10 protein-coding genes are annotated in these 13,575 nt (G+C 61.7%); 5 read left to right on the top strand and 5 right to left on the bottom strand.

Annotated elements, in window-relative coordinates:
- The first annotated feature begins 30 nt into the window (after positions 1-30).
- The 3 genes from GC119_RS09920 to GC119_RS09910 are packed head-to-tail and all read left to right on the top strand — an operon-like array spanning position 31 to position 5,250.
- On the top strand, positions 31-1,536 hold the full coding sequence (locus GC119_RS09920) for a hypothetical protein (RefSeq protein ID WP_151953055.1): 1,506 nt from the start codon (positions 31-33) through the stop codon (positions 1,534-1,536).
- A gap of 55 nt (positions 1,537-1,591) precedes the next feature.
- The gene (locus tag GC119_RS09915; RefSeq protein ID WP_151953054.1) at positions 1,592-3,796 is read left to right on the top strand and encodes an acyltransferase family protein; all 2,205 of its coding nucleotides are present in this window, start codon (positions 1,592-1,594) and stop codon (positions 3,794-3,796) included.
- A complete protein-coding gene (locus tag GC119_RS09910; protein WP_070776953.1) occupies positions 3,793-5,250 on the top strand; it encodes a hypothetical protein in 1,458 nt (485 codons plus the stop codon). Before GC119_RS09915 ends, GC119_RS09910 begins: the two co-directional genes overlap by 4 nt.
- Here GC119_RS09910 and GC119_RS09905 read toward each other — a convergent pair.
- The 5 genes from GC119_RS09905 to GC119_RS09885 all read right to left on the bottom strand — a co-directional run bounded on the left by GC119_RS09905 (position 5,239) and on the right by GC119_RS09885 (position 12,081).
- On the bottom strand, positions 5,239-6,702 hold the full coding sequence (locus GC119_RS09905; RefSeq protein ID WP_151953053.1) for a polysialyltransferase family glycosyltransferase: 1,464 nt from the start codon (positions 6,700-6,702) through the stop codon (positions 5,239-5,241). The two genes, GC119_RS09910 and GC119_RS09905, sit on opposite strands and share 12 nt — an antisense overlap.
- On the bottom strand, positions 6,699-7,904 hold the full coding sequence (locus GC119_RS09900) for a glycosyltransferase family 2 protein (protein ID WP_151953052.1): 1,206 nt from the start codon (positions 7,902-7,904) through the stop codon (positions 6,699-6,701). Before GC119_RS09900 ends, GC119_RS09905 begins: the two co-directional genes overlap by 4 nt.
- 100 nt (positions 7,905-8,004) lie before the next feature.
- Positions 8,005-8,916, bottom strand: coding sequence for an N-acetylneuraminate synthase family protein (locus GC119_RS09895; protein WP_151953051.1), 912 nt, complete (start codon positions 8,914-8,916; stop codon positions 8,005-8,007).
- Positions 8,917-8,946: 30 nt separating this feature from the next.
- The gene (locus GC119_RS09890) at positions 8,947-10,215 is read right to left on the bottom strand and encodes an acylneuraminate cytidylyltransferase (RefSeq protein ID WP_151953050.1); all 1,269 of its coding nucleotides are present in this window, start codon (positions 10,213-10,215) and stop codon (positions 8,947-8,949) included.
- 207 nt (positions 10,216-10,422) lie between these two features.
- Positions 10,423-12,081, bottom strand: a complete 1,659-nt coding sequence (locus tag GC119_RS09885) for a dolichyl-phosphate-mannose--protein mannosyltransferase (protein WP_226829400.1) — start codon at positions 12,079-12,081, stop codon at positions 10,423-10,425.
- Between the two features lie 102 nt (positions 12,082-12,183).
- Between GC119_RS09885 and GC119_RS09880 the strand changes: the two genes are divergently transcribed.
- Positions 12,184-12,693 carry a DUF4190 domain-containing protein gene (locus tag GC119_RS09880; protein ID WP_226829399.1) on the top strand — a complete coding sequence of 170 codons (510 nt, stop codon included), beginning with the start codon at positions 12,184-12,186 and terminating at the stop codon, positions 12,691-12,693.
- 32 nt (positions 12,694-12,725) lie between these two features.
- Positions 12,726-13,532, top strand: coding sequence for a 16S rRNA (cytidine(1402)-2'-O)-methyltransferase (gene rsmI, locus GC119_RS09875; protein WP_264291082.1), 807 nt, complete (start codon positions 12,726-12,728; stop codon positions 13,530-13,532).
- Positions 13,533-13,575: the final 43 nt, after the last annotated feature.

The following is a 13,575-nucleotide window of genomic DNA, read 5'->3' as shown; positions in this document are numbered from 1 at the left end:
TTTTGGAGGAACAGCCCGTACAGTTCTCCTGTGCCCCAAACCACTGTTGAAAATGAAACCGCCGCGCCGAAGGCCGTGTCTGAGCGCGCTCCTCTAAGCCCTGAGCACCGCAGGGTGATGGGCGTGCTCTCAGTCATCGGCACAGTGCTCGCAGGCCTCATCATTTTTGCCATGTACCCCGGCGGTATCAGCCCTGACGGAGTTTTCCAGGTCAGGCAGATTCGCGGCGAGGTTCCGTACAACGACTGGCAGCCGGTCTCTATGACCTGGACGTGGCACCAGCTGACAAACATCTTCGGCACTGTCACGGCCCTGCTGTGGGCGCAGGTCCTCTTCGGCTGGGTGTGCGCGCTGCTGACCAGCTATGTGCTGCTGAAGATCTCCCGGCGCACCTGGGTTGCCGCACTGGGCCTGTTCATGCTTTTCATGCCGAACATGGTCAACATCCTGGGCGTCTTCTACAAGGACGTGCACTTAGCGCTGGCGCTGTACCTGGCTGTTCTTATGATGTTCCTGGTGCTGCTCCAGCCGAAAGGGCGCTGGGTCTGGGCCGCCGTGGCGTTCGGCAGTTTGGTCTATGCGGCACTTGTGCGCAAGAACTCCGCCGTAGCGGTGCTGCCCATTGTTGCGGTGTTCGTGCTGTGGTTCCTGCGCGCCCGCGGCAGCCGTGTTCGGGCAGAACTGGTCAAAGTCGGCGTCATCTCTGTTCTTGCCACCGGCATTGTCGGCGGGACGGTGCTCGCAGCGGACAAAGCACTTGCCACCGCCACCGGTGCCACCCAGAACTCGCAGTTCACCCAGGTGTTCATCGACGACATCGTCTTCGGCATGCCCGAAGAGGCGATCTTTGCGGCAGATGCCCCGCAAGCAGAAAAAGACCGCATCATGTTCGCCCGCGAAACCTGCAAGAAGCGCGAAGAACAAGAAGGGCGTGAAATCATATGGGACGCCTACTGGAACTGCTACGGCCTAGGCGTCAACGGGGCATACACGGAAGTTGAGGACCCCGATGCCGTGGTCACACTGTGGAAGGCAACAGTGCCTCACCACCTGGGCGACTACGCCAAGTACCGGGCCAAAACCACCTGGCGGTTCCTGACCCACACATCGTCCGTGGCCGCCGCACCGGTCCGCGGTGACCAGGTGGACTTACCGCCCACCCACCCGAAGGCACGCGACATTCACTCCGGCTACGTCTACTCAGCCGCCTACGGGTTCATGCCGTTCATGTTTCTGGGCATAACGGCGCTCGCGGCCTGCATAGTGGGCGCAGTCGTCAGTCTGCGCACACGCACCCGTTCCCTGGGGGCGTGCGCCGTTTTCACATCCGTCATCCTCTACGTCCTGACGTATTTCCCCACCGCGCCAGCAGACCTGTACCGCTACAGCTACTGGCCGTTTGCCGGAGCTATGTTCGGCTGGCTGCTGATCGCGGCGTCGCGCAGGCACACCCGCAGGCTCCGCTGTGAAAAGCAGCGCCCGATGGTCAAACGCAGCCGGACAGTCGTGCACGATTCCGCCGACACTTCTCAGTAGCCTTAGAATTCGAACCCGGACTGCCCACTGACCGTCAAACGAACGCGAGGAGACCATGCACCGTAGGTTTCGGCCGGAGATCCAGATGCTGCGCGCACTGGCCGTCGTCACCGTGGTCGTCTATCACATCAACCCGGATTTCCTGCCGGGCGGCTTTGTGGGCGTTGATGTCTTCTTCGTCATATCCGGGTTCCTCATCACAGCGCACATGCTGCGCGAAGCCGAACGCACCCAGACGGTCAACCTGCTGACATTCTGGGCGAACCGGGCTCGCCGCATCCTTCCGGCGGCGACGGTCGCGATTGTGGTCACCGCCCTGGCATCCCTGTACTTTCTGCCGCGCAGCGCTTTATCTCAAGCCGCGGTTGAAGGACTGTCCTCAGCGTTCTACGTGCAGAACTGGGCGCTGGCTTCCGGCGCGGTTGACTATCTGGGCGCCCAGAACTCGCCATCGCCGTACCAGCACTTCTGGTCGCTGTCGATCGAAGAGCAGTTCTACATTCTGTGGCCGCTGGTGGTGATCCTGGCCGTGTGGGTTGCGGGACGGACCACCGCTCGCCACTCACGAGGCGCCGTCCCCGGTATTCTGCGCAAGCTCGGCACGGCGGGGGCGCACCATGTGTCACCCGAGCATCGTTTCCACCGGACGTTCCGCATCTGCGTCGGCATTCTCTTTGCCGTCATCATCCTGGCGTCGTTCGTGTGGTCGGCGGTGCTTGTGGGCTCCGGTGATCCCACCGCGTACTTCGTCACCCAGTCCCGCATTTGGGAACTCGGCGCCGGCGGTCTGCTGGCCGTGGTTATGGTCGATACGGAGCGCTTTGCGCGTCTGCGCACGCTGTTGGCCCTTGCCGGCGTCACCGCGATTGTCGTGGCATGTATTTTCTACGACGGCACCACACCGGCGTTTCCGGGAATATCAGCGCTCCTGCCCGTGCTGGGCACCATGGCGGTCATTGCGGCCGGACGGACGCAGGGGCTGGGCTCGCTCACTCCGATTGTCGATCTGCGGGCAGTGCAGAAGATCGGCAATTGGTCGTACTCGCTGTACCTGTGGCACTTCCCCCTGGTGGTCTTCTTCACCGCGCAGTTCGAACGCCATGCCAATACCATCGAAGGCACCGGCCTGCTGGCCTTCGCGGTGGCGCTGGCTTATCTGAGCTTCACCTTTGTTGAAGAGCCCCTGCGCCGCAGCGAACTTCTGAAGAAGCGCAGGTGGCTGACAGTGGAAATCGCGGCGGTGTCCATGGTGCTTGCCGCGGTGCTCGCACTTGTTCCGCAGTGGGCGGTCAACCGTGAATACGACAGGGTGCCGGAAGCACAGGAAACATACGACACGGTTGCCGATGATCAGGCGCAGCAGAAACAGGAAGACAGTGAGCCGCTGTTCGGTGCTCGCGCAATCAGCGATCCGCTGGACACGTTCGACCTGCCAATGCACGCTGAGGGCCAGGAAGACTATTTCCCGAAGGCGGTCGATCTTATTGAAGACCGTCCCCAGTTCCCTGACGAGTGTGACCCGTACCCGAACAAGAGGGAAGCCGACACCATACGCGGCTGCACTGTCCTCAACCCGGGAGGGTCAAAAGAACTGGCCGTGGTGGGGGATTCCCATGCGGCACAGTGGGTGCCGGGACTGGAAAAGGCCCTTGACGGCACAGACTGGAAGCTGCGCGTCTACGCGAAGAACGCCTGCGGTCTGAACACGACCCCTCGTGACTACAAAAACGAAGGGCTCAACTGTGTTGAGCCGGTGAAGAAGCTCGTCAAACACCTTGTAGAAGACAAACCGGACAAGGTGCTCATTGCGAACCTCGACGTTGACGACTACGACGTCGACGCGGCGCGCGAGCAGGGTCTCGCTGACTCTGACGTTGTCGGCTACGATGGCTACATTGAAACTCTCAAGCCGCTGAAGGAAGCCGGAATCGATGTCGTCGCATTCGGCGATACCCCCATCCCGCCTTCCAATATGGCCGACTGTATGGGTTTGAATGAAGCCAACCCGGAAGAATGCAATTTCAAACGCGAAGACCCCAAACCTGACGGTGCGGATCTCGCTTTGAAACAGGCTGCGGAAGACCTTGGCATCCGCCACTGGGATCCCACACCGTATTTCTGCGGCCAGTCCACAACGTGTCCCGCTGTGGTCGGGTCGGTGGTCGTCTACCGCGACAATGACCACATTTCGGCAGCCTATTCGGAAACTTTGGCTGACTACGTGGCCAAGGCCCTGAAGATAGAAACAGCCGAACAGTGAAGAAGTCGTCCCGGTGGAGCCTGCTGCTCGTCGCACTGACAGCATTCTGCGCCGCTGGGACGATCATCGGCTTCGGCACCGGCCGGGCCGAATACGACATTGTTGAACAGTTCAAGCAGGCTGTCGGCCAGAAGCAGATGAGCGACTGGCATCCGCCGATCGTCGCCGTTGTGTGGAGAGGCCTGTACGGGCTGACCGGTTGGATCGGATCGCTGTTCGTGTGCTCGGCGCTCCTGTACTTCACCGGAGTGCTGCTGACCGCCGAGTATGTTCACCGGCGGTTGGGCAGCCGACTGGGTTCGCTCGGCGTTTTGGCCGTATCCATCAGCCCGTGGGCGTACAGCCAGATCAACATCCCATGGAAAGACACAATCCTCACCGGTGCACTGCTGGCCGGGTGCGGCTGCGTCATGCTCATACGCCGCGGCGCCCGGTCAAAGCGGACCGCAGTTCTCGCGCTGGTCGCGGTGGGAGCGCTGATCTTTGCGACTCTGGTGCGCAAAAACGCCATAGCCGCAGTTGTGCCCATCTGCTTCTACCTGGCCTGGCAGCTGCTGCCGATTGCACACCGTACGATGCGGAAGCTGCAGGCGCGCAACAGCGCGGCCAGTTCGAGTTTGCGCAGGTTCGTCGCATGGCTCGCTGGGTCCTTTGTTCTCATCTTTGCGGTTGGTGGGGCGGCTGTCGTCGCCGATGCCGGAATCGCAAGAGTCTGGCACGTCAAGGAAACCCACCAGGAATATCAGGTGATGCTCGATGACGTCATGTTTTCGGTTCCCGAAGATGAACTCAACGCAGCCGATGTTACTCCGAAGCTGAAGAAGCGCATCAACACGTCTAGAGCTCTCTGCTATGAAAGAGGCGTATTCTACGACGCCTATTGGAACTGTTTCGGAAGAGGCCACGGCGGAGACTATCAGCCTATTGAAGAATCCCACAGACAAGGTCTGGAAAAACTGTGGCGTGAGAACGTCATCACACACCCCGCGCGCTATCTTTCCTACCGCTGGTCTGTGTACCGCTTCTATTTGACGACTTCCGCGCTGGAGTATTTCCAATATCCCGTAAACACTGCGCAGGAGATCGGGTTCGGCACCGGGCCTGAGCCGTTTGAACGTGCGGTGAAAACATATGTTTTGGATTTCGGCGTTGAGAAGCTTGGGTTCACATTCAAACCTTGGTTCTGGCTGACAGGCTGCGTTCTAGTCGCAGCTGTGGCTCTGAAGCGCAGGCGTGCGGCAGCCGCCGTGCTCACGCTGACGGCGTCAGCCTTCCTCTACACAGCCGCGTACTTTCCGGTGATCCCCGAAGCTCACTTCCGCTACACCCACTGGCCTGCCGTAGCGGTGTCTATAGCCCTGATAGCTGCTTTCACGGAACATTTCAGGGGCAAAAGCAAGCGGCCCGCCGAAACAGCCGACGGGCCGCTGCGCGAGAAGACTTCAGCGCTGTAAGGGCCTGACCGTCCTCTTCACGCGCCTTCGGAGCCTGCGATAGGGCTCCCGCAGATTTGTGGGCAGGCGTCTTTCAATCTTGCCGTTCTGGACCTTTTCCTTCTTCGGCAAAGCTCCCGGAAGATTGAGCTTGGTCAGTCGGCGCCTGCGGAAGTACCGAATATCGTCCGTGTGCTGCGCGGTCTTCAAATAGGATTCCGCATGAGTGCGCAGATGCGGAACGACCTTGGGGCGCGACGCATAGGCAATGGCTTCGATCAGACCCTGCAGACGCTCAATGTCATCGGAGGTCAGTGCACCGGCCGAACCGTCCATGACGGCGTCACAGAGGACAGCCGGAATGCGGTTGGAGTTCTCAAACGGGGTCAGCGCATTCAACACGGTCTGCGTGCCGACTGCAACAGCGGGAATGCCGTAGGCCGAGCGCGCCGTGGCAAGCGTCGTTGAGAAGCACCCGATTACAAGCGCCGGTGACAGATGCTCCAGGATTGCTTCGGCGATGACCGGACGGTTGAATATCGTGAAGCCCAGCCCCAAACCCTCAGCAGCATCGCGCAGAGCACTGACAGCAGCCGGCGGCGCTGCAGGGTGCGGTTTGAAGACCACGTGAGCGGCACCTCGGCGGTGTGCTTCTTCCAGCATGCTCACGTGCATCCGGTCCTCTTCATCCGGCGTGAGAATATCGAGAGCAGCCAGGTACTGACCGACCACCAGCGCGGTGGAAGAACCGGACAGAGAGCCCAGCTGTGCATCGAGAACAGCCCTGACAGTCTCCAGGCTTTCGACAACCACACGCCGATACGCGTCCCAGCTCAGTGCAACCGGGACGATTCCGTGTTCGCTCAACAGCACCGGGTCCAGCTGCTCAATGTAGGGCAGGTAGTGCAGAGAAGTCATGCGCTGACCATTGCTCAGATGCAGATGATTGCGCGTTGCCGCATAGGACATCAGACCGTCAGCGTGCACCCTCTGAAAAGCGGTGTGAAAGACACGGCCAATCGCCACGGCAGGGTTGACCTGCGGTGATTCGACAATCAGCTCGAGCTCAGCATCGCCGAGCTCCCAACGCTGACGCAGCAGGCGCTCCCATACGGGAAGTTCGGTGTCTTCCGGGGACCACGTGGAAGGATGAATGGGCGACAGCGTGGCATTGAGGTCGACGACACGGTCAAAGCGGCTCAGCGCAGGCTGCGCTTCGGGCAGCTCCCACAGCGGTGTCGCTGTTTCAGGGGCAAGCGAATGGTTCGATACAACGAGGACGCGCTCAGAAACCGACGGGAAGTCATCTCGCACGCGCCGCTCGGCGGGCATAGCCTCAAGTGTGCTGAAAGGTTCGCCGATCGACAAAGACGCCACCTGCGGAAGCCATCCGGTGTCATACGCGCCGTCGTCAATGCCTGCGGCAAGCGTAATCACCTGAGACATAGTGGAAACAAAGAACAGCTGTTTCATGCCGATGTCCTTTCCGTTTCCGGAAGATACCAGGAAATATGCGCCTGGCGTTTGTCAGTGCTGGCTGCGAAGACTTCGCTGAAAACATCCCGCGGGATGCGCTGAGCCACCCGTCCGCCACGAGCACGAAGGGCATCCAGCACTTCCTGCGGAATGATCTGCACGGGCGGGAGATCGCTGGGATCCTTCGTGGCCTGAATGCTCCTGCGCTCTTCCTCGACCGCCGCCAGAAACATCTGCGAACGCCCACGACGGCCGGCAACGCGAAGCTTGAGATGGTCGAAAACTGAAGAATCTGCGCTCGTCTCTGCTGCGTCGACCCCGAGCTCTGCAACCGCCTGGGCATAGGCGACCGCCTGGATATAGCGCTTATGGTGATGTTCCATGAGCGCAAACAGGTTGCGGGCTGCTTTGGGGTAGAAGGTGTGACCCTCAGAGTCGTTGTCCAAGCGTTCGAAGATGAGATCAAAGGCATCGAGGAACATCAGCTGGCGCTCATCCAGAATCTGGGTGAGAGAACCGCTGACATTGCGCCGATACATGATGCCGGGAGCATCAACCACGGCAAATGATTCAGCATCCAGGTGCAGCCCCCAGATCCAGCTGCGGTCTTCGGCCGTCATGAAGTCCTTGGGAAAGTACAGCAGTCCTGAATCGCGCAGGCGCCTATGGAAGATTCCCGCCCACGCGTAGGGGTAATCGACCATGGTGTTGGTGTGGGCCGGGAGGATTCCGGTGCGGGGATTGAGCGCGCGATTCCTAACCGACATGGGTGCCCGCTTGAGACCGCGCTTGTTGCCGGTGACGGTCGTGTGGTCGCAGCGCACAAAATCGACGTGCAGACTCTCCATTGCCGCGAGCATGGTGGGCAGGTGGTTCGGGGCCAGCCAGTCATCGCCGTCGAGGAAGACGATGTATTCGCCCTCGGCCCGGTCAAGGCCCTGATTGCGGCCATTGGCCAGGCCGACATTGGTGGGGTTGGTGATGACTTCGAAGTTGTCGAACTTCGCACCGAACTCATCGAGGACTTGGGCAGTCCCGTCCGAGCTTCCGTCGTCGACTGCTATGACCTGCAGCTCTTTGAGGTCAATGGGGTCTGGCTGCAGTGGGTGGGGTTCGGCCTGCATGAGAATAGACCGGTAGACCTGCGGCAGGTAGTGCGCACAGTCCTTTGCGGGAACGATAAGCGAAAGCTTGGGCATGGGGATCTTTCGGTGCTCTGAAACTGCGGTCAATTCAGTTCGCACCCCAGCGAGGGAGCCGGGGTGCGAACTGAATGTCGGTAGAGGTGGTCGGCGCGACTCAGCTGTGGACGCGCAGGGACGCGATCTTGGGTTCTTCGCCCGGCATGACGCGCTTGTTGCCGTCACCCAGAGCAGTTTCGATTTCCCGGATGTGACGTCCCAGCGCAATGAACTCAGCCGGCTCCATGGAAGCCGACTGGTCCGAACCCCACATGGTCGAATCCAGCGTGATGTGACGTTCAACGGTCACAGCGCCCAGGGCGACTGCGGCGGTGGTGATGGTGGTGCCCAGTTCGTGGCCGGAGTAGCCGACCGGAATGCCGTAGCGTTCGCGCAGAGCCGGAATCGCCAAGAGGTTCACTTCGTCCGCAGGCAGCGGGTAGGTCGAAGTTGCGTGCATGAGCACCAGGTTGTCGGTGCCGAGGATCTCCACGGCGCGGTCGATCTGTTCGAGAGTCGACATTCCGGTGGACATGATGAGCGGCTTGCCTGTGTCGCGCAGAGCTTCGAGCAGCTTGACGTCCGTGATGGAGGCCGAAGCAACCTTGTGGGTGACAGCGTCGAACTTCTCCAGGAAGTTCACCGAGTCAACATCCCACGGGCTTGCAAACCACTGCAGGCCCAGCTCCTTGGCGTAGCGGTCGATTTCGGTGTACTGCTCGTCTTCGAACTCAACGCGGTACTTGTATTCCAGGTAGGTCATTTCGCCCCACGGTGTGGAGCGCGGCTTCGACTTCTGGTGTTCCGGTACCGCAACTTCGGGGTTGCGCTTCTGGAACTTCACGGCCTGTGCGCCGGCAACCTTCGACACGTCCATGAGCTGCTTGGCCAGTTCGACGTCACCGTTGTGGTTGATGCCGATTTCGCCGATCAGGTAGGTGGGGTTGCCCGGTCCGACCTTGTGTTCGCCGATGGCGACGGGGGTGATGGTCTTTCCTGCGCTGGTGGTGGAGTAGGGGACAGCGGTCATGTCAATCCTTTCGGGTAGGTGGTTTTCGGCTCAGAGTGTGGTGGGTGAGTCGGGTTCTTGGGCACTCGCAGAATGGCGAGTGGGCACATGGACGAGGTCGCAGACCTCGCGGACGGCACCTCGGCCGCCTTCTGCTGCCAACACGTGGCGGGCGGCGGCGAGAACAGCCGGGTGGGCGTCGGCGACGGCAATCGGCCAGCCGACTTCGCTGAACGCTTCGAGGTCGTTGACGTCATTGCCGACATAGGCGACCCGGGCGGGGTCCAGCCCGTGCGAAGCCATCCAGTCGGCGATCACGCTGGCCTTGTTGTCGATGCCCTGGGCGACTTCCACCCGCAGCTTCTCTGCGCGGCGGGTGACCACGGGGTTGCGCTCCTTGGACAGGATGAGGAACGGAACACCTGCCTTGACCAGGCGGGAGACTCCCATGCCGTCGCCGCGGTGGACCGGCACGGTCTCGGTGCCGTCCTCTGCGGTGAACACGCGGTCGTCAGTGTGCACGCCGTCGAAGTCCGTGACAACCGCGTCGATGTCGAGTTCGCTCAGCTGTGATGTGTCCTGCTGGCGCTGATCAGCCAGCGCGCGCAGCAGCGTGAGATCGGACAGCGAATCGATTTCGCGGGCGTCGTCTTCCGGGACTTCCTGGATGCCGATCGAACCGAAGAAGCGGTGGCCCGATTCCTGAAAGCCCGCGGTGCGCATGACGTAGAACGCGCCGGTTTCGGAGTAGTGCGGTTCGCGGTCTTGGCGGCGGGGTCGAAATTCCGCGCTGTGGCCGACGGCTTCGGCGGTGTTGTCCGAGCTGAGCTTCCACAGGAACGAATGGTCAACAGCGGCTGAGAAGACAACGTCGTGGCGTCCGGCGGCCACGGCCTCTGTTGCTTCGTCGAGGTCCTGCGGGCTGATGAACGGCGAGGTGCACTGAATGAACACCGTGATGTCAAAGGGGCGGTGGGTGCGGCTGAGCTGCGCGAGCGTGTAGAGCAGGGCGGATTCGCTGGAAGCTGTGTCACCGCTGATGTCGTCGGGGCGCATGACGACTTCGGCCCCGTGAGCGCGTGCTTCTTCTGCAATGCCCTGGTGGTCGGTGGAAACGACGACGGTATCGATTCCCGTGCTTCTCTGTGCCGCTTCGATAGCACGCGCCAAGAGGGAGCGTCCGCCGATCTTCTGCAGGTTCTTCAGGGGGATTCCCTTGGAACCGCCGCGGGCCGGAATGATTGCCACCGCCGATGCGCGTTGTGCATCCGATGTGTTTGCTGTGGCGGGGGGCGGGGGAGTGTTGGCTGAAATGGTCATAGGGGGCCATTATCAGGACTCCGTTGCGAACAGAACTTTAAATCAAAGCAACACTCCAGTTGGTTTCCGGTTAACCTTCCTTCCGAAACTGGACGGGTTTTGCTGAGGGTGTGTTTGCATGCGGTGTTGTAGGCAGGCGCGATTGAGTTGCCCGGCTTCTGCCGGTGCGGATGTGCCGGGGAGGTTGGCTGTGTGCGGCAGGGCCGGTCAGATCCAGGTGGGGTTGAGCATGCGCATGCGCCACGAATCGTAGGGGATCGTGGCGCCCGTCCAAATGGGGTAGTAGAAGGCAAACACGAGGACCGCGGCTGCCAGAATCACGGCAACCGCCAGTCGGCGCGCACGCAGGGACTGTGCTGCCGCATCCTGGACGGCCGTGCCGCCTGTGGCTCTTCCCCAGACGATCCCCAGAGCGTAGACGAGTGCGAGAACAATGAACGGCACCATGACGATGGTGTAGAAGGTGAAGATGGTGCGGTGCTGGTAGTTGAACCACGGCAGCCACACGGCCGCCAGTCCGGCAAGAACTGCGCCGGCTCGCCAGTCACGGCGCAGCACCCAGGCCAGCAGCACTACGACGAGTGCCGCGGTGCCCAGACCCCACACCACCGGGTTGCCCACGGCGAGAATCGCAGCCGAACACTTGTCCACTGCGCAGCCGTGTTCGCCAGGGCCATAGGAGCGGTAGTAGAAGCTGGTGGGCCGCCACTGAACTGTCCAGCCCCATGGATTCGACATGTAGGTGTGCGGTTTGTCCAGTCCTACGTGGAAGTTGTAGGCCGTGTAGTGGTAGTGCGCGAGGCTGACCAGCCAGTCCGGCAGGAAGTCCCACCAGCCGCTGTTGTCAGCCGCCCAGCCGCGGTCCCAGCCCTTGGGGCTGAGAATCCACCCGGTCCAGCACAGCAGGTACACGATTCCGGCAACCGGGACGAGCGACATGAACGCAGGCACGGAGTCCTTGCCGAGAGCGGCAAGCCACGGGCGGCTGACACCGGCTGCGCGGCGGTTGGCAACATCCCACAGCACGATCATGATGCCGAAAACAGCCAGTGCGTACAGGCCGTTCCACTTGACACCGCAGGCGAGGCCCAGGGCAATGCCGCCGGCCAGCCGCCAGGGGCGAAGCCCAAGAGAAGGGCCGAAAGACGCAGGCATGAACCATGATTTGGGGCCCGCGCTGTGTTGTTTTCCGACGCCGGCCTCGGCGCCAAGCAGGCCTGCGGTGCGCTGCAGGATCTTCCGGCGGGCGTCATCGCGGTCAATGAGCAGCAGCCAGAATGCGATGAGCACGAAGAACATGACGAAGATGTCCAGCAGGCCGGTGCGCGAATGGACGAAGTGCTGACCGTCAGCGGCCAGGAGAAGAGCCGCCGCGACGCCCAGCCATACCGAACCGAACATGCGGATGGCAATGCGGGCGATGATCACGATGGTGAGCGTGCCGATGAGCGCTGCGGCAAAGCGCCACCCGAAGGGGTTTGCGCCGCCGTCGAAGAGCAGTTGCCCTGCGCCGAGCATCCATTTGCCCAGCGGCGGGTGGACTACATAGGAAGGATCGCCGCTCAGAGCTGAGAAATCACCGGCGGCGAACTTGTCATTGGCGTCTTCTGCCCATTTGAGTTCGACCCCGTGGTGGGCAACGGAGTGGGCGTCTTTGACGTAGTACGTTTCATCGAACACGAGTTCGCGCGGATGATCCAGGCGCAGCATTCGCAGCACCCCGCCGATCGCGGCGATCAGCAGCGGCCACACCCAGCCCCACACAGAACTCAGTGCGGGATTCTGCGGCACCTGAGCGCGCGGTCTGGGGTGCCGGATGCGCGTTGATCCGGTGCCGCTGCGCGCGTCTGCTGTCAAGAAACTCACGACGCCAGTCTAAAGCCAGGCTCTGACACAGCTGAGCTGACAGTGCCGGGGCGGTCATGACTACACTGGGCGGATACGCATCCCGATATTCGAGGAGCCGCCGTGTCCAGTTCACACATCCCCCAGCCGCCGGACGAACAGCCGCAGAGCAGTCTGCAGCCGTATTCGCACTCTGAAAGCGGCTATACAAGCCCGTCCTACGGGCAGTCGCAGTACGGCCACCAGGAGCACCCCTACGGTCAGCGGGCGTTTGGGCAGTACGGCTATGGTCCAGCGCACGGGCAGGCTTATGGACAGCTCTACGGCCAGCCGGCGGGCTATTACCAATCGCCGGGCACCAACGGCTTGGCAATCGGATCGCTGGTCAGCTCGCTTGTCGGATTCGTTCTGGGGTGGACCTTCAGCCCGCTCTTCCTGGGTCTGCTGGTCGGCATCGTTCTGGGGCACGTCTCTCTGTCCCAGATCAAGAAGACGGGCGAACAGGGTCGAGGCATGGCATTGGGCGGGCTGATCTGCGGCTACATCGGCACTGGCCTTGTTGTGCTGTTCCTGTTGGGCATGCTCGCGTTCTTCGGCCTTATTATCGGTGCGGGAACGCTCGCAAACTCGTGAACGACCATCAGGACCGAGCTGCACTCGTGCTAGTGGGCACGCCGCTTGGCAACCTCGGTGACGCTTCGCCGCGCATGCGCGAAGAGATCGCCGCGGCTGACCTCATCGCGGCAGAAGACACTCGCCGGTTCCTCGACCTGGCCGAACGGCTCGGTGTTCAGCACACGGCCAAGATCATGAGCCTGTTCGACCACAACGAACAGTCCCGCGCCGAAAGAATCGCCGATGCCGTCGATTCTGGCATGCGCGTCGTGCTGCTCACCGACGCCGGTATGCCCGGCGTTTCCGACCCCGGATACCACGTGGTCAAAGCCGTATCCGATCGCGGCCTGCCCGTGACCAGTGCGCCCGGCCCCACCGCCGTGACAACCGCGCTGGCGCTGTCGGGACTGCCCACCGACCGCTTCACCTTCGAGGGCTTCCTGCCGCGCAAAGCCGGCAAGCGCCGCAGTCTCCTGCAGTCACTGCAGAGCGAAGAGCGCACCATGGTCTTCTACGAAGCCCCACACAGGATCGTCCAGTCAGTCGAAGCGATTGTCGAAGTGTTCGGCCCCAACCGCAGGATCGCACTGTGCCGAGAGCTCACCAAACTGCACGAGGAAGTCATCCGCGGCCGCGCCGTGGACGTGCTGGCCGACATAGCCGACGGGGTGAGAGGTGAAATCGCCCTGGTCGTATCTGGCACTGACGGTCCAGGGCTCGAACCGGATGATGTGCTCGAACGGGTTTCAGAACTCGTCACTCAGGGCATGCGCGGCAAAGACGCGGCCGCTCAGGTTGCCAAAACCGCGGGACTGAAGACTCGCGAGGTCTACGAAGCCTATCTGCACCGGGACTGACCCCGGCCTGCGGCGAAGAGAACCAGGGCGGTGCAGCCGAAGG

Source organism: Brevibacterium sp. Marseille-P9724, from assembly GCF_902500275.1.
Lineage (GTDB): Bacteria > Actinomycetota > Actinomycetes > Actinomycetales > Brevibacteriaceae > Brevibacterium.
This window is presented reverse-complemented; position numbering and strand designations above follow the sequence as displayed.

Bases quoted from the DNA above. Each gene is read 5' to 3' on its own strand.
- GC119_RS09890 (WP_151953050.1), bottom strand. From the start codon at position 10,215: ATGACCATTTCAGCCAACACTCCCCCGCCCCCCGCCACAGCAAACACA.
- GC119_RS09895 (WP_151953051.1), bottom strand. From the start codon at position 8,916: ATGACCGCTGTCCCCTACTCCACCACCAGCGCAGGAAAGACCATCACC.
- GC119_RS09915 (WP_151953054.1), top strand. From the start codon at position 1,592: ATGCACCGTAGGTTTCGGCCGGAGATCCAGATGCTGCGCGCACTGGCC.
- GC119_RS09900 (WP_151953052.1), bottom strand. From the start codon at position 7,904: ATGCCCAAGCTTTCGCTTATCGTTCCCGCAAAGGACTGTGCGCACTAC.
- GC119_RS09905 (WP_151953053.1), bottom strand. From the start codon at position 6,702: ATGAAACAGCTGTTCTTTGTTTCCACTATGTCTCAGGTGATTACGCTT.